At 70.3% G+C, this 16,069-nt stretch carries 12 protein-coding genes; 1 reads left to right on the forward strand and 11 read right to left on the reverse strand.

What is annotated here, in order from left to right; translation table 11 throughout:
- The first annotated feature begins 184 nt into the window (after positions 1-184).
- A complete protein-coding gene (locus TSH64_RS25490; RefSeq protein ID WP_109449320.1) occupies positions 185-2,560 on the forward strand; it encodes a carbohydrate-binding domain-containing protein in 2,376 nt (791 codons plus the stop codon).
- Positions 2,561-2,631: 71 nt separating this feature from the next.
- On the opposite strand, the gene TSH64_RS25495 is transcribed toward TSH64_RS25490, so the two are convergent.
- The 11 genes from TSH64_RS25495 to TSH64_RS25545 form a co-directional block, all read right to left on the reverse strand.
- Positions 2,632-3,168, reverse strand: a complete 537-nt coding sequence (locus TSH64_RS25495) for a GNAT family protein (RefSeq protein ID WP_199237663.1) — start codon at positions 3,166-3,168, stop codon at positions 2,632-2,634.
- 22 nt (positions 3,169-3,190) lie between these two features.
- Positions 3,191-3,976 carry a polysaccharide deacetylase family protein gene (locus TSH64_RS25500; protein WP_109449324.1) on the reverse strand — a complete coding sequence of 262 codons (786 nt, stop codon included), beginning with the start codon at positions 3,974-3,976 and terminating at the stop codon, positions 3,191-3,193.
- Positions 3,973-5,118, reverse strand: a complete 1,146-nt coding sequence (locus TSH64_RS25505; protein ID WP_109449326.1) for a glycosyltransferase — start codon at positions 5,116-5,118, stop codon at positions 3,973-3,975. Before TSH64_RS25505 ends, TSH64_RS25500 begins: the two co-directional genes overlap by 4 nt.
- The gene (locus TSH64_RS25510; protein ID WP_109449328.1) at positions 5,115-5,837 is read right to left on the reverse strand and encodes a histidine phosphatase family protein; all 723 of its coding nucleotides are present in this window, start codon (positions 5,835-5,837) and stop codon (positions 5,115-5,117) included. Before TSH64_RS25510 ends, TSH64_RS25505 begins: the two co-directional genes overlap by 4 nt.
- Positions 5,834-6,964, reverse strand: coding sequence for a glycosyltransferase family 4 protein (locus tag TSH64_RS25515; protein ID WP_247873145.1), 1,131 nt, complete (start codon positions 6,962-6,964; stop codon positions 5,834-5,836). The genes TSH64_RS25510 and TSH64_RS25515 overlap by 4 nt, the downstream gene beginning before the upstream one ends.
- Positions 6,961-8,256, reverse strand: coding sequence for a glycosyltransferase family 4 protein (locus TSH64_RS25520; protein WP_247873146.1), 1,296 nt, complete (start codon positions 8,254-8,256; stop codon positions 6,961-6,963). The genes TSH64_RS25515 and TSH64_RS25520 overlap by 4 nt, the downstream gene beginning before the upstream one ends.
- Positions 8,253-9,566 carry a hypothetical protein gene (locus TSH64_RS25525; RefSeq protein ID WP_109449330.1) on the reverse strand — a complete coding sequence of 438 codons (1,314 nt, stop codon included), beginning with the start codon at positions 9,564-9,566 and terminating at the stop codon, positions 8,253-8,255. Before TSH64_RS25525 ends, TSH64_RS25520 begins: the two co-directional genes overlap by 4 nt.
- A 268-nt stretch (positions 9,567-9,834) precedes the next feature.
- A complete protein-coding gene (locus TSH64_RS25530; protein ID WP_247873147.1) occupies positions 9,835-11,043 on the reverse strand; it encodes an ABC transporter permease in 1,209 nt (402 codons plus the stop codon).
- Positions 11,044-11,054: 11 nt separating this feature from the next.
- On the reverse strand, positions 11,055-12,086 hold the full coding sequence (locus TSH64_RS25535; protein ID WP_109449332.1) for an ABC transporter permease: 1,032 nt from the start codon (positions 12,084-12,086) through the stop codon (positions 11,055-11,057).
- 5 nt (positions 12,087-12,091) lie between these two features.
- Positions 12,092-14,026 (reverse strand): ABC transporter substrate-binding protein, encoded by a 1,935-nt coding sequence (locus TSH64_RS25540; protein ID WP_109449334.1) that lies wholly within the window; start codon positions 14,024-14,026, stop codon positions 12,092-12,094.
- A gap of 113 nt (positions 14,027-14,139) precedes the next feature.
- Entirely contained in the window at positions 14,140-15,888 is a 1,749-nt protein-coding gene (locus tag TSH64_RS25545; RefSeq protein WP_109449336.1) for an ABC transporter ATP-binding protein, read from the reverse strand.
- Between the last annotated feature and the right edge of the window lie 181 nt (positions 15,889-16,069).

Here is a 16,069-nt window from a genome sequence, read left to right on the forward strand (position 1 = left end):
CGCAAATCCTGTGACCATGATGGGATATAGTTCACCGGCCTGTTGCGGGGGCCTTGACCGGGCTTGTGACGATCTGGGCCAAATTTGCCACAAGGTTCGAGAAAAGTTAACCGGATTTGGAAAGGTTTCGTTAACCATTGAAGCCCCAGCATGGCTTCAACGCAACGGAAATAGGATCGAAGTCATGAGCACGACCACCTCGCCGAGCAAGATTGTCGTCAACGCCTACGGCCAGTCCCAGGATGGCGTCGCGGCGCATTTCAAGCTGCTGGTGGATGGTCAGGAGGTCGGTTCGGCCAATGCGGCCGACGCCTCGTCGAAGGCATACAGCTTCACCGCCGACCTTGCAGCCAACACGGCGCATAAGATTCAGGTCGTTTACGACAACGACACCGCGAACAGCGCCAATCGCGACCTCTACCTCCAGTCGATCGAGGTCAACGGCCACACGCTGAAGCCGACCGACGCCATCTACGAACGCTATGACGATGCCGCCCCGGCGCCGACGCAGGCCGGCCAGGAAGCCATGTGGTGGGACGGCGCGCTGACCTTCAGCACCCCCGCCAACTACTATGGCGGCGCCCAGACCGCCGCTCCCGCCGCCCCTGCCGCTCCGGCCGCCGGCACCGCGCAGAACGTCATCACCGTGAACGCCGCCGGCAGCGAGGCGGGCGGCATCGGCGCGCACTTCACCGTGCTGGTCGACGGCAAGCAGATCGGCGAAGGCACGGCCACCAGCTCGGAAGCCAAGGATTACAAGTTCACCGCCGATCTGGCCCAGGGCACCGCCCATTCGGTCGAGGTGAAGTACGACAACGACGCCGTCATCGACGGCACCGACCGCAACCTGTTCGTCCACAGCGTCAGCGTCGACGGCAAGACCGTGGCGGCCACCGACGCCGCCATGTCGGTCCACCGCACCATCGACGGCGCCGACCTGGGCGCCACCAGCGACCTCTATTGGGACGCCACGCTGACCGCCAAGCTGGATGCCAGCCATTTCGCCGCCTCCACCGGCTCGGCGGGCGGTTCGACGGGGGGCTCCACCGACGCCGGCAAGGGCGGCACCGCCACCGGCGGCGCGACGGGCGGCTCCACCGGCGGTTCGGCGGGCGGTGACGCCTCGCTGTCGCTGAAGGTCGGCAACGTCACGGTGGCCGATCCGGGCATGGTGCAGAGCAGCAGCTCGATCAACGGCTTCCTGCACACCAACGGCAACCAGATCGTCGACGAGAGCGGCAACAACGTCCGCCTGACCGGCGTCAACTGGTTCGGCGGCGAGGGCTACAACTACGTGCCGTCGGGCCTGTGGGCGGACAGCTACCAGCACCACATCGACAGCATGAAGGACCTGGGCTTCAACGTCATCCGCCTGACCTGGGCCGACGACATGTTCGACAGCACCGCGGTCACCAACGGCATCGACTATTCCAAGAACCCGGACCTGAAGGGCCTGACCCGGCTGGAGGTCTATGACAAGGTCATCGATTATGCCGGCAAGAGCGGCATCAAGGTGATCCTCGACCACCACCGCAACGACGGCGGCGCCGGCACCAACGAGCACGGGCTGTGGTACACCGACAACAACCCCGAATCGAAGGTCATCGAAAACTGGAAGATGCTGGCCGAGCATTACGCCGGCAACAAGGCGGTGATCGGCGCCGACCTGCACAACGAGCCGAGCGTGTCGGCCACCTGGGGTGACGGCAACCAAGCCACCGACTGGGCCGCGGCGGCCGAGCGCATCGGCAACTCGATCCAGACCGTCAACAAGGACTGGCTGCTGCTGGTCGAGGGCACGGAGTGGAGCAGCACGCTGGCCGGCGTGAAGACCCATCCCATCGAGTTCGACACCCCCAACAAGCTGGTCTATTCGCCGCACGCCTACGGCCAGAGCGTCGGGCAGTTCAGCTGGCTGTCGGACCCGAGCTATCCGGACAACCTGCCGGCCCAGTACGACAGCATGTGGGGCTACATCTACAAGAACAACATCGCCCCGATCCTGGTCGGCGAGTTCGGCGGCCAGATGACCAGCGCCGCCGAGCAGACCTGGGCCAGCACGCTGATCAAGTACATGAACGGCGACTGGAACCTGGACGGCAAGAGCGACCTGGCGGCCGGCCAGCAGGGCATGAACTGGACCTACTGGGCCTGGACCCCGGAATCGGGCGACGTCGGCGGCCTGCTGGAGAACGACTACAAGACCGTCGATCCGACCAAGATGAACATCATCAAGGCCGGTCTGGCCGCCAACTCGGGCAACTCCGGCACCGTCGCCGGCAGCGACGAGGCGGTGTTCACCGTGCAGCTGGCCAAGGCGGTCACCACCGCCACCACCATCGAGTATGCGACCGAGGACGGCACCGCCAAGGCCGGCACCGACTACACCGCCGCCCATGGCAGCCTGACCTTCCAGCCGGGCGAGACCACCAAGACGGTGTCCGTCCACATCAACGGCACCAACACCAACGACGGCACGGAGAACTTCCTGCTGCACCTGACCCACGACAACGCCAACCTGGGCACCGCCACCGGCTTCATCACCGACCACGCGGCGTAAGGGACAGCTTTTCTACTGTGTTTATGGGGCCGGCCCGCGTCGTCACTGACGCGGGCCGGCTTTTTTTTCGGTCAGGCGGTCCTGCCGGAGAGCCATTCGCGACGGAGGAGGCCGTAGACGAGCATGTCGCACACGCCCTTGTGGGTTGTTTCATGCTCGCGCAGCCAACCTTCCCGCCGGAAGCCCAGCTTTTCGATCAGCGCGACGGACGCCGTGTTCTCCGCGTCGATTTCGGCGAACAGCTTGCGATATCCCTCGTTCCGGAACAGATGGTCGACGAGTGCTGCGACGCATTCGGCGGCGACGCCCTGTCCTTGACGGTGCGCCGCCGTGATGTAGCCGAGTTCGAGGACCCCTTGGTCCCGTCCCGGATAGGCGACGTAACGGCCGGCCAGGGACCCGTCGGATTTGTCGATTGCCGCCCAGCTCCGGCCGGGCCATGTCGGATCCGTCAGCCAGTCGGCCAGGCTGTCCATCGTCGTGAAATGGGGCTGCGACATGAAGCGGCACTGCGCCTCGTCGGAAAAGGTCGGGAAGAGGGCTGCGGTGTCCTCCCGGACCAGCTTTCGCAAGGTGAAGCGGTCTGTATCGAGTGTCGGCGTGTCCAAAACCAAGGCGGAACTCATCGGTTCAATCCGTTTTCGGGGCGGGGCGCCCCAAGCTGGCGATGCCCAAGCTGGCGATGGCCAGCCATTCCACCGCGGGATGGTCGGCCAGCCGGTCGAGCAGGCGGTCCAGCAGATCCCAGATCGCCGCGTCGTGGACGCGGTGGTGGGTCAGCAGGCCGATGGGCTCGGCGGGAATGCGCCGGCCCTCGCGGCGGTCGCGCAGTTCGCGGCACAGCAGGTCGAGCAGCCCGTCCAGCGGCACGGCGGAGCGGCTGCCGCGCCAGTCGATCAGGTCGAGGTGGGTGTTGATCCAGGCAATGCCGTCACGAGGAGCAGGGGACGGGCCGAAGGCGGAGACGGCGCGGTAGCCGGAGGCCGACAGGCAGGACGGCATGTCGGGGGCCATGCGGTTCCAGGGCGGGACGAACAGCGGCAGGACGCGGTCGCCGAACAGGCCGCGCAGGGTGGACAGGCCGCGTTCGGCCTCGGCCTGTCGGGTCTCGGGCGGGCGTTCGGGGCCGAACTCGCACTTCTTCCGGCCGGGGGCGGCGTGGTCGGTGTGGGACCAGCCATGGACCAGCGGGGTGACGTGGGCATGGTCGGCCAAGGCTTCGGCGAGCGACGGCTCGGCATCGGCCGGGATGACGGCAAGGCCGAGGGGGATGCCGGCATTGGCGCAGCGGGTGAGCAATTCGTCGAGCTGCCGGCTGGCGGCGACCGCGTCGTCGTCGCGCAGCCAGAGCGGGCAGCGGCGGTCCAGATCGGTCCAGCGGGCGAGTTCTTCGGTTACGGCGGTCCAGTTCGTCATGGTGTCTTCTCCGCCAGCATTGCCTCGACGATCTCGACGCTGCGCGCGGAACCGGCCAACGAAGCGGGGTTGAGCGGCGGGATGCGGGCGCCCAGCACCGACTGCAACGCTCGGGCGAGGCTGTCGGGCGTCAGATCGGCCTCGCGCAGGGTGGCGATGCCGGGCTGGCGGGCCAGGATGGCGGCGCGGATGGTCTGTTCGACCTCCTTGCCGTCCTCGAAGGGGCAGAAGACGCTGGGCACGCCGGCCGTCAGGCAGTCGAGCGCCGTGTTGTAGCCGCAGCGGCCGACGCTGGCCGACGCCCGGCCCAGCAGAGCGCGGAAGTCGGGGCGCACCGGCTCCACCAGCAGGCGGTCGGGCGGGGCCAGGGCGCGCAGCCGGTCGGCCAGCGCCGCGTCGCCCTTCGCCACCAGGAGGCGCCAGCGCTGCGGCAGGGCGCCGGAGGCGGCGCATTGGGCGGCGGCCTCGAAGACCGGGCGGCCGACCGGGCCGCCGCCGGCGGTGACCAGGATCTCGGCGGTGCCGTCCGTGCCGTCGTCGGGGACGGGCGGCGGCGGCACGACGAAGCCGGTGTAGCGCAGCAGCGGCATCATCGCCCGCGTCAGCGGCCAGCTGTCCTCCAGCGGGATCAAAGCGGGGTCGGAATGGACCAGCACGCCGTCATAGAGTCGCAGCAGGCGGGCTTCGGTCTCGGCCACCCGCTTGGGCTTGGAGGGCGGGGCCAGGATGTCGCGGACCGAGGCCAGCGTCAGCGGCGGGTGCGGCAGGGAGCGGGCGCGCTCCAGCAGGGCGTCGAACTCTGCGGCCAGCGCGCGGCGGCCGAAGGGGAAGAGTTCGGTGATGAGGACATCGGGGCGGAGGCTGTCGAGCAGGCCGGTCAGCATCGCTTGCCGCGCGGCGAACAGGCCGGCGTCGGCGGGGGAGCCGTCGGCGCCCAGCAGGATGGCGAAGTCGGCGCCGTCGCTCGCCAGCGGCGGCAGCTGGTGCAGGGTGGCGTTGCCGGTTTCGAGATGGGGGGCGGGACGGCCGCCGCTGGCGACATCGACGCGCCAGCCGCGGGCGGTGAATGCCTCGGCCAGCGCCAGCGCGCGGCTGAGATGGCCGGTGCCGAGCAGATGGGTGACGGCGATCAGCAGCCTCATGACAGGCGCTCCCCCTCTTTTGGACCGGCCGGGCGGAGCGTGCCGTCGGCGGCCAGCGTCATCGCGTAGAGGCGGTTGCGCTTGACCGGCACCGGCGGCGGGCCGCGGAAGTCCCAGCCCCAGGCAAGCGCCAGCGCGACGCGCATCACGCCGATGTGGGTGACGACGAGGTGGGAGGGAGGTGTCTTCTTCTCTCCCCTGGGGAGAAGGTCGGGATGAGGGGGTTCGGCGCAGCCGAAAAGATCCTCGCCGTGCGTCCCCCTCACCCTAACCCTCTCCCCGGGGGGGAGAGGGGATTGGTCCCGGGTTGGGAGAGAGAGCAGATCTTCCAGCCACCCCGTCAACCGCTCCCGCACATCGGCGGGGCTTTCGCCGTTGGGGGGACGGAAGTCCCAGCCCCACTGGTCGAGGTCGCGGTAGCCGCTGGCGGGGTCGGCGCGCAGGTCGCGGCCATGCAAGCCCTCCCAGGCGCCCCAGTCCATTTCGATCAGGCGCGGGTCGCTGTGGACGGGGCGGCCCTTGCCGAGGATGGTGGCGGTCTCCACGGCGCGGGAGAGCGGGCTGGCGTGCAGGGTGGCGGAGTACCAGTCCGGCGGAAGGGTCAGGGCGGCGAGCTGTTCGCGGCTGTCCGGGGCCAGCGGAATGTCGGTGCGGCCCTGGATGCGGCCCTCGCGGTTCCAGGCGGTGACGCCGTGGCGCAGGAAAGCGAGGCGGATCATGACATCAGTCCGCTGAGCAGGCCGCGCAGGCGGTCGGCTGCCGCGGTCAGGGCGTGGTGGGCCTCGACATGGGCGCGGGCGCTGCGGCCAAGCGCGCGCAGGGCCGGCGGATCGGCCAGCAGGGCGGCGAGCGCGGCGGCGAACTCCTCCGGGGCCGGGCCGGTCAGCCGGCCGCCGACGTCGTCGCGGATGACGGTGCCGGTGCCGGCATTGTCGATGGCGAGCACCGGCACGCCGTGCGCTTGAGCCTCCAGATAGACCATGCCGAACGCCTCGTTCAGGCCGGGCCAGACCAGCAGGTCGGCGGTGCGGTAATGGTTGGCGAGGCTGTCCGGCGGGCAGGCGCCGTGCAGCGTCACCCGTGGGCCGAAGGGGGCGAAGAGTGCCGCCACCTCTGCCGCCGCCGGGCCGTCGCCGACGATGTCGAGCGTCCAGGGCTGGGCCAACAGGAGCTGGAGAGCCTCGGCAAGCAGGCGGTAGGAGGCCAGCTTGTCGCCCGGCCGCATCATGGCGACGGTGAGCAGGCGGGGCGGCGCGGTCGGCTCTCGGACTTCCGGGGCCGGCGGCAGGTCGAGGAAGGGGGGCAGCATCGCCACCCGCTGGCCGGGCGGGCCGTAGGCCTCCACCGCCTGACGGTCGCGGGCGCTGACGCAGAGGACGAGGGCGGCGGCCTCGATGGCGGCCTCGGCGGCGGCGGCGAAGGCGGACCAGGGGCCGGTCAGGCGCTTGCGGGCGCGGGTCGCCTCCACCACGACATAGGGGATGCCGAGGCGGCGGGCGACCGCCGGGCCGATCAGGTCGGGGGCCTTGTAATAGACATGGTAGCTGAGCCACAGCGCCGGGCGCCGTTCCGGCTCGGTGGCGTAGAGCGACAGCAGCCGGTCGCACTCGGCGGCGGCGGCGGCGGTCAGGCGGGCCTGAATGGCGGGGTCGCCGGCGCCGTCATAGACGCGCAGCCCGCTCGCCACCTCCACCGGCCCGATGGTTTCCAGCGCCCGCAGGATCAGCCGCGCCATCTGGCGGTCGCCGGAGGGGATGGGGTGGTCGACCGGCTTCAGCGGGGCATAGAAGGCGATCCGGGGGACGGCGATCCGGGGGAAGGCGATGCGCGGGAGGGGGGCGGTCACGCCGCGGCCTCCTCCAGCCGGCGGACGAGGCGGTCGATGCCGGCGGTCATGCCGAACTCGGCGCAGAGCCGGCCATAGGCGGCGTCGGCCAGCCGTAGCCGCAGCGCCGGGTCGGCGGCGAGCCGTTCCAGTGCGGCGGCGATGGCGGGCGGGGTGCCGTCGGTCAGCAGGCCGTGGGTGCCGTCGGCGATGAATTCCGGGATGGCCGACACGGCGGTGGAGAGGATGGCGAGGCGCTGGCTCGCCGCCTCCATCAGCACATTGGGCAGGCCGTCGCGGTCGCCGTCGCCGGCCACCACGCTGGTCAGCACGAACAGGTCGGCATGGCGGAGCGCCTGGATCACCGTCGCCTGATCCTGGGCGCCGCGCCATTCGATGCGGTCGGTCAGGCCGAGCCGCTCGGCCTGGGCGCGCAGGGCCTGCTTGAGGTCGCCGGAGCCGATATGGACCAGCCGCCAATGCAGCCCGTCCGGCAGCGTCGCCAGCGCGTCGAGCAGCCGGTCGTAGCCCTTCTTCTCCACCAGCCGGCCGACCGACAGGATCTCCACCGCGCGCTCTGGCGTGGAGCCGTCGCGCTGAGCGGCGTCGCCGCGGTCCGGCGGGGCGGGGAAGCGCGAGAGGTCGAGGCCGTGATAGACGAGGTCGATGCGGCCAGGGTCGGCGGCGAGAGCGCGCAGATGGGCCGCACCCACGGCGGTGCAGGTGGCGCCGAAGCGGGCATCGGCCAGCTTCTCGCGCTTCTCCCACTCCGGCGTGGTCCAGATGTCCTTGGCATGGGCGGAAAAGCCCCAGCCGATGCCGCGGATCGACGCGGCATAGCGCCCGACCGACGCCGGGGTGTGCAGGAAATGGGTGTAGAGGAAGGGCACGTCGGCCGGCAGCTCCGCCGCCAGCACCAGCGCCTGCCCGAAGCGGCGTCCGCGGTTGGCGGTGCGGTCGCGCGCGAGGTCGCGCAGCCATCCGGCCGCGGTGCGCAGCAGGCCGGCGGGATGGCGCAGGATCAGGCGGCCGAGTGCGCGCAGCACGCGGGCCGGCTCATCGCGCAGATATTCCGGCAGGTAATGGACCGGGGCGGTGATGCGCTCGTGCAGGGCGTGTCGGCGGCTGTCGGTCGGGTGGCGCAGCGACCAGATCGCCAGATCGATGCCGCGCTCTTGGAGGGCCAGAAGCTCCTGCGCGATGAAGGTCTCCGACAGGCGGGGATAGCCCTTCACCACCACGGCGATCTTCAGCGGCTTGCCAGTCCCCATGGCATCGGACGACATGCCGCCGCCCGTTCCGGCGTCGGTCATGCGCGCTTGCCTGCCATGGCGCGGGACAGCCGTTCCGCCGCCCGGCGGATCGGGGTGACGGGGGTGGTGCGGCAGACCACCGAGTCCGCCGCCAGCACCTCGCGCGTCAGGTCGACGATGCGCTCCAGCCCGCCGAGCAGGCCGGGCAGCGGGCTGGCCGAGGGTGGCGGCTGGCCCGGCAGGGCGCGGATGGCGTCGGCCATCGCCCGCGGGTCGGCGCCGTCGCGGTCGCTGTCCAGCGTGCGCAGCAGCCCCAGCGCCTCCGCCGCCTCGGCGCGGATGCGCTGTTCCAGCCGGGGGCGGGTGCGCGGGGCCAGCACCGACGGCTTGTCGAAGGACAGGATCTCGCAGAAGGTGTTGTAGCCGCCCATCGCCACCACGCCGACCGCGCCGGCATAGAGATCCTCCATGCGGGAATGGAAGTTGATGGTCTCCACCCTGCCCTTCAGCTGGCGGATGCGGGTGGCGAACTCCTGGCGGCGTGCATCCTCCAGGAAGGGGCCGTAGACGATCAGGGCGCGCGGGGAGAGGTCCGGATCGCTCTCGTAGGCGGCGATGGTCCAGTCGACCAGGGCCGCCCCGTCGCCGCCGCCGCCCGGCGTCACCAGCACATAGGGGCCGGTCATCGGGCTGTCCGCCGCCTGGACGGCGCCGCCGCCCTCCGTCGGCTCGCGCTTCAGATAGCCGGTGTAGCGCAGCCGCGCCGCGATCTCCGCCGGCAGGTCGAGACCGTCGAGCGGGCGGTAGACCTCCGGCAGGCCGTAGATCCAGAGCTGGTCGTAATAGCGTTCGATGGCGGCGACCGCCTCCTTGCGCTCCCACTCCGGCTGGAGAGCCTCGGGCGCGTCCAGCACGTCGCGCAGGCCGAGCACGACGCGGGTGTTGCCGCTGGCCCGCATCTCGTCGAGCGCCGGCAGGAATTCGCCGTGCAGGCCGGTCGGCTCCTTGTCGACGATGGCCAGAGTCGGGCGGAAGGCGCGGGCGGTGGCGCGGATGATCTCCGCCCGGATCGCGGTGGTCTCCTCGATCGGCAGGCCGAGGTTGCGGGCGGTGTAGCCGCCGTCGGGCTGCTTCACCACGCCGGGCAGGCGCACATGGTCGACCCGCTCCGGGAAGTCGAAGCGGCCGGCGACCGGCGAGCCGGTGAGGATCAGCGCGGAGGCGTCGGGAAAGGCCGACACCAGGGCCTGGGCAATCGTCCGCGACCGCCGCAGATGGCCGAGCCCGAAGGTGTCATGGCTGTAGAGCAGGATGCGCGGCGGCGTCCGGTCGGGATGGAGGGGCCGAAGGGGCGGCTGTGGCTGGTGCATGCTCGGACACTCCGCTTCAGCAATGCTTCGGAACCGACAATCCGTCGCGGAACAGATCGCTGTGCTTGTCTTTGGAACCGGTTCGGCGCCGGTGGTTGCGGGGTCGTCCAGGCACCGGCGGCAAGGCTCCAGCCTGGAGAGAACCCCTCACATGGATTTTGCCGCGCATCAATATGACTTCCGACCGGGTAAGGGCAACGCCTCTATGCGCTGTGATATATATGAGCGCCGGACGGGCCGCCAGCCGGCGTCCGGCGGCGATGACGGGTCAGTCGCCATGATAGGGATCCAGGGCGTCGCGCAGGCCGTCGCCGAAGAAGTTGAAGGACAAGACTACCAGAATCACCGGCAGCATCGGCAATGACACCCAGGGATAGGTTTCCACGGCCATAAGGTTCTGGGCGTCGTTCAGCATCACCCCCCAACTGGTCGCCGGCGGGCGCAGCCCCAGCCCCAGGAAGGACAGCGCCGTTTCGCCGAGGATCATCGCCGGGATCGACAGGGTGGCGCTGGCCAGCAGGTGGCTGGCGAAGTTGGGCAGCAGGTGGCGGCGGATGATGCGCGCCGGGCTGGCGCCCATCAGTTCGGCGGCCATGACGAAATCCTCCTCGCGCAAGGCCAGGAAGCGCGAGCGCACGGCGCGGGCCAGCGACGGCCAGTCGAGCAGGCCGAGGATGACGGAGATGCAGAGGAACACCGTCACCGGAGACCATTGCGCCGGCACCGCGGCGGACAGCGCCAGCCACAGCGGCAGCTCCGGCAGGGATTTCAGGATTTCCGACAGGCGCTGCACCCCGGCGTCGATCCAGCCGCCGAAATAGCCGGCCATGCCGCCCAGCGTGATGCCGATGGCGAAGGACACCGCGATGCCGAGCAGCCCGACGGTCAGCGACAGCTGCGCCCCGATGGCGAGGCGCGAGAGCATGTCGCGGCCAAGCCGGTCGGTGCCCAGCAGATGCAGAGAGGCCCCCGGCGGCGGGCAGACCAGCCGGAGCCGCGATTCGACCAGACCGAGGAAGCGGTAGGGCGCGCCGGGGCAGAGGAATTGCAGCGGCATCGGCCGGCTGGTGTCGGTCTCGTAGCGCCAGCGATAGTCCTTCAGGTCGGGCCGCCCGGTGGTCGGATAGACGAAGGGGCCGATGAACTGCCCCTCGTGGAACAGGTGGACGCCCTGGGGCGGGGCGTAGAGATGCTCCACGTCGCGTTCGTTGGCGCTGTAGGGCGCCAGGAAATCGACGAAGGGCAGACTGAGATAGGACAGGCCCAGGAACAGCGCCCCCAGCACCGCCAGCCGGTGGCGCAGGAAACGGCGCAGCATCAGCCGGCCGGTGGAGGCGTTGGCGTCGAAGCGGGTGGCCGGCGCGTCCGCCGCGGCCGGATCGGGATAGGGCCGGCTGTCGACGTAATGCTCCCAACTGCCGCCCGTGCCGCCGCCGCCGCCAGTCACGCCCGAGTCCGTCATGCCCCCGTCTTTCATGCCCAAATCCTTCATGATTGGGCCTTTCTCGCCTTGCCCAGGCGGATGCGGGGGTCGAGCAGGGCGAGTGCGATGTCGGAGACCAGCATGCCGACCAGCACCAAGAGCGAGATGAACATCAGGATGAAGCCGGACAGGAAGATGTCCTGCGCCCGCAGCGCTTCCAGCAGGGCCGGGCCGATGGTGGGCAGGCTGAGCACGACCGAGATCAGCACCGAGCCCGACACCAGCGAGGGCAGGAGCGAGCCGATGTCGGAGACGAAGGGGTTCAGCGCCATGCGCAGCGGATAGCGGGTCAGCCGGCGCAGCGGCGGCACGCCCTTGGCCTTGGCGGTGACGACATAGGGCTTGCCCAGCTCGTCCAGCAGATTGGCGCGCAGGCGGCGCACCATGGCGGCGGTGCCGGACAGGCCGATGACGATGGTCGGGATGATCAGGTGTTCCAGCACCGAGCCGGCCTTGGCCCAGCTGAGCGGCTGGTCCTCGTATTTCGCGTCGACCAACCCGCCGATGGGCAGGCCCAGCCATTTCTGGCCGTAATAGAGCAGGATCAGCGCCAGGAGGAAGTTTGGCGTTGCCAGCCCGATATAGCCAACGGCGGCAGCGAGGTAATCGACCCAGCTGTTGGCGCGGATCGCCGCCAGCGCCCCCAGCGGGAAGGACACCAGATAGACGAACAGCACGGCGGCGAGGTTGAGGATGACGGTGAACCACAGGGTTTCGCCCACCACCGCCGCCACCGGCTTGTTGAACTCGAAGGACCAGCCGAGATCGCCCTGGAGCAGGCCGTGGAAGCCGTTCGGCCCCGGCCAGACGCCGATCCAGATCAGGTACTGTTCGGCCAGCGGGCGGTCGAGCGCATATTCGTGGCGCAGGAACTCCGCCTTCGCCAGCCCGGCCTCCTGGCCGGTGGCGCGCAGCTCGGCGATCTGGTTGGACAGGTAATCGCCGGGCGGCAGGTTGATGACGATGAAGATCAGCATCGACACCACGAACAGCGTCGGCACCATCACCAGCAGCCGGTGCAGGATGAAGCGCAGCATGGCCGTCAGTCCTCCCCGCGGTGGATGCCGACCGGCTCGGGATCGGCCGGGCGGGCGTCGGTGAAATAGAACTCGTCGGGGCGGTAGACGCCGAGATAGGCGCCGGGATCCCACAGCCACAGCCCCTTGTCGGGGATGTTGCGCAGGCGGTTCGATACCGCGATGGGCTGCGGCGTCTTCGATACCACGCCGATGGCGTAGATCTGGTCGGCGTGGATGTCGAGCAGGGCCGACCACAGGGCGCGGCGCTCGGTCTCGTCGGTGGTGTGGCGCCAGCGCCGGGCGATGTCCATCAGCTCCTGCGGGATCGGCATGTCGATGGGTTCGCCGGCGCTGCCGGAGGTCTGGTAATACTGCCCCCATTTCGGCCAGCTGAAATTCTCCTGGGTCATCGGCGCCAGCTCCTCCGGACTGCTGTCGGGGTCGGGGATGCCGTTGTCCCAGCCGCCCCACACCGCCATCATCGTCTGGCCGGCATAGACCCGGTTGCGCAGCACGTCGCGGTCGACCGTGCGCATCAGCAGCCGCACGCCGATGTCGCGCCAGGTCTCCGCGATGATCTGCATCGCGTCGGAGATTTCCGGCTTCTCGCCCGAGGTCTCGACGATCACCTCCAGCGGGCGGCCGTCCGGCAGCTCGCGGTACAGCTCGCCGCGCCTGCGCGTCAGCCCGATCTCGTCCAGCAGGGCCGCCGCCTGCTTGGGGTCGTAGCCGGTCCACACCCCCTTGCGTTCCGGCTTGAACAGCGGGCTGCCCGGCAGCACGTCGACTCCGCTCTCCTCGGCCAGCCCGAAGAAGAGCGAGCGGTTGACGATGCGGCGGTCGATCGCCATCGACAGGGCGCGGCGGAAGCGCACGTCGCGCAGCAGGGTGCGCCAGACCGGGTCGTTGTAGTTCAGGTTGGGGTAGAGGGCGATTTCCGCCGCCTTGCCCTCCGGCCACAGCAGGGTGCGGTAGTTGCCGTCCCGCTCCCCCGACACCAGCACCGGCACCTGCGAGAAGGTCAGCCCTTCGGCCTGGAGGTCGGCTTTGCCGGTGGCGACCTGGGCCGGGATCAGCCCGCCGCCCATCACCGACACGTCCAGCCCGTCGGCATAGGGAAGCTGCACGCCGCGCCGGTCGAAGCGGTGGTAGTAGGGGTTGCGCTGGAACAGCAGGTGGTTGCCGGTGCCCTTGGAGACCGCCATCCAGGGCTGGAGCGTCGGCTGGTCCGGGTTCTCCATCCGGAACATGTCGTCGAGCGCGTTGTGGAGCGCCGCCCAGTTGCGGACCTTGTACTTGGCGAGCAGCGGCGCCAGCTCCGCCTCGCTGGTGTAGCGGGCGTGGTAGCGCTTCAGGTAATGGGCCGGCCGGTAGATGAAGGGCGGCCGGGCGGCGGCCAGCGTCGGCAGGAAATAGGGGTTCGGCTCGTCCCAATGGAAGCGGACGGTGACGGCGTCGGGGAAGCTGACCTGCGGCGGCTTGCCGTCCACCAGCATGAAGCGCGGCGGGCCGGAGGGCGACAGCATCGGGTTGTTGGCGATGTCCTCCCACCAGTAGCGGATGTCGTCGCTGGTGAAGGGGGCGCCGTCCGACCAGCGGTGGCCGGCCCGCAGGGTCAGGGTGAAGTCGCGGCCGTCGACGACCTGAACGTCCTTCAGGATGTCGGGCACGATCTCCCGCTTGGCGGTGTAGCCGACCAGCCGGGCATAGCCGTAGAGCACGGCGATGCGGCTGTTGCGCCGCTGGGTGATGAAGGTGCGGATCCAGCCGCCCGACAGGCCGAGGTCGCGGCCCTTGCCCTCCACATCGACGATCAGCGGCTCGTCCGGCATGCGCTGGCGGACGGGCGGGATCAGGCCGTAGCGCACCTGGTCGCGCAGCATCGGCGGATCCTGCGGCGTGAAGGCGGCGGCGGGGGTGGCGAGGGTCAGGAGGAGGAGAAGGATTTGCGCGAGCATCCCGCCGCGCGTCCCCCTCACCCTTCCCACCGCAGAGCGGTGGGCCCCTTCCCTCTCCCCGGGGGGGAGAGGGTGAAGGTCACGCGCGTCGTCGCTATGGAGCACTCCGGTCCTCATGCCGCCCGCCTCACGAAATGGCCGGGGGCCGCTTCCACCAGCGGGGGCGGCGCGCCGTCGGCAGCGGGGCGGAAGGGTTCGGGCCACAGGTCGGGGCGGCCGGCGCCCAAGGCCACCGTCGCGATGTCGATGGGACGGCTCACGTCCGGCTCCGGCGAGGCGGCGATCAGCGCGCGGGTGTAGGGGTGCAGCGGGGCGGAGAACAGGATGGCCGGCGGCGCCTCCTCCATCACCCGGCCGGCGCGCATCACCGCGACGCGGTCGGCCAGCCGCGCCACCACCGCCAGATCGTGCGAGATGAACATCAGGCTGAGGCCCAAGCGCTGCTTGATCGATTCCAGCAGGTCGAGCACCTGCGCCTGGACCGACACGTCGAGTGCGGAGGTCGGCTCGTCGCAGATCAGCAGCTGGGGGTCGAGCGCGAGCGCGCGGGCGATGCCGATGCGCTGGCGCTGGCCGCCGGAGAAGGCGTGCGGATAGCGGTTGGCCCAGGCGGGGTCGAGCCCGACCTGCGCCATCAGCGCCCGCACCCGCTCGCGGCCCTCGCCGCGGCCGCAGACGCCGTGGATCGCCAGCGGCTCGGCGATGATCTCGCCGACGCTCATCCGGGGGCTGAGCGAGGCGTAGGGGTCCTGGAACACCATCTGGGCCCGGCGGCGGTAGGCGGTCAACTCCGGCCCGGCGGCGGAAAGGAGATCGAGCGGCGGTTCGCCGGCGGATGCCCGGAACAGCAGGCGGCCACCGGGATCCGGCCGCTCCGCCAGCATGGCCAGCCGCGCCAGCGTCGTCTTGCCTGATCCTGACTCGCCGACGATGGCCAGCGTCTCGCCGCGGCCGACCGAGAGGTCGACGCCGTCCAGCGCGCGGATGCGGACATTGCCGCGCTCGTAGGTCTTGGCGACGCCGTGGAACTCCAGGATGGGGTCTTGCATGGTGCCGGACCCTTGCGCGCAGGCCGTCTCCGGGATGGAGGGGGCGGCGGCCATCAGCTTGCGGGTGTAGCCGTGCAGCGGCCGGCCGAGAACGTCGGCGCAAGATCCCGATTCCATCACCCGGCCGGCGCGCATCACCACCACGGCGTCGGCCATGTTGGCGACGACGCCCAGATCGTGGGTGACCAGCAGCACCGCCATGCCGGTCTCGCTCTGCAGCTCCTTGATGAGCGCCAGAACCTGGGCCTGGAGCGTGACGTCGAGCGCCGTGGTCGGCTCGTCGGCGATCAGCAGCTGCGGGCGGGCGACCATCGCCATGGCGATCATCGCGCGCTGGCGCAGGCCGCCCGACAGCTGGAACGGATAGGAGCGGAAGGCGCGGACCGGATCGGGGAAGCCCACCCGCTCGAACATGGCGAGGCAGCGGTCCCGCGCGCTCGTCCGGTTGCAGTTGCCGTGCAGCCGCAGCACCTCCATCGTCTGGTCGCCGATGGTGTGCAGCGGCGACAGCGCGCTCATCGGTTCCTGGAAGATCATCGAGATGCGGCTGCCGCGGATGTCGCGCAGGCGCGATGCCGACAGGCGCAGCAGGTCGACCGCCTCCGCACCATGGCCGAACAGGATCGAGCCGCCGGCGACCGTCGCCCCGCGCGGCAGGATGCCGAGGATGCTGCGGCAGGTCAGCGTCTTGCCCGAGCCGGACTCGCCGACCAGCGCCACGCTCTGCCCGCCGCCGATGGAGAAGCCGACGCCGTCCACCACCGGATGGGGGGCGTTGCGGAAGCGGATCGTCAGGCCCTCAACCTTCAGCATCGCGCCGCTCTCCTCCCGTTTTACGAAGCCATTCGCAATTCGCCGTTATCCCCCTCTCCCCCCCGCTCTCGCGCAAACGAAGTTTGCGCTGACGCGACAGGCGGACCTCTGGTCCGCCGAAAGCGGGGAGAGGGTCGGGGTGAGGGGGGCGCACAGCGAGGATTCTCGGGATAGCCACGCC

Origin of the sequence: Azospirillum sp. TSH64, assembly GCF_003116035.1 — a bacterium.
Lineage (GTDB): Bacteria > Pseudomonadota > Alphaproteobacteria > Azospirillales > Azospirillaceae > Azospirillum.

Bases quoted from the DNA above. Each gene is read 5' to 3' on its own strand.
- TSH64_RS25490 (WP_109449320.1), top strand. From the start codon at position 185: ATGAGCACGACCACCTCGCCGAGCAAGATTGTCGTCAACGCCTACGGC.
- TSH64_RS25500 (WP_109449324.1), bottom strand. From the start codon at position 3,976: ATGACGAACTGGACCGCCGTAACCGAAGAACTCGCCCGCTGGACCGAT.
- TSH64_RS25505 (WP_109449326.1), bottom strand. From the start codon at position 5,118: ATGAGGCTGCTGATCGCCGTCACCCATCTGCTCGGCACCGGCCATCTC.
- TSH64_RS25510 (WP_109449328.1), bottom strand. From the start codon at position 5,837: ATGATCCGCCTCGCTTTCCTGCGCCACGGCGTCACCGCCTGGAACCGC.
- TSH64_RS25520 (WP_247873146.1), bottom strand. From the start codon at position 8,256: ATGACCGACGCCGGAACGGGCGGCGGCATGTCGTCCGATGCCATGGGG.
- TSH64_RS25525 (WP_109449330.1), bottom strand. From the start codon at position 9,566: ATGCACCAGCCACAGCCGCCCCTTCGGCCCCTCCATCCCGACCGGACG.
- TSH64_RS25530 (WP_247873147.1), bottom strand. From the start codon at position 11,043: ATGAAAGACGGGGGCATGACGGACTCGGGCGTGACTGGCGGCGGCGGC.
- TSH64_RS25535 (WP_109449332.1), bottom strand. From the start codon at position 12,086: ATGCTGCGCTTCATCCTGCACCGGCTGCTGGTGATGGTGCCGACGCTG.
- TSH64_RS25540 (WP_109449334.1), bottom strand. From the start codon at position 14,026: ATGCTCGCGCAAATCCTTCTCCTCCTCCTGACCCTCGCCACCCCCGCC.
- TSH64_RS25545 (WP_109449336.1), bottom strand. From the start codon at position 15,888: ATGCTGAAGGTTGAGGGCCTGACGATCCGCTTCCGCAACGCCCCCCAT.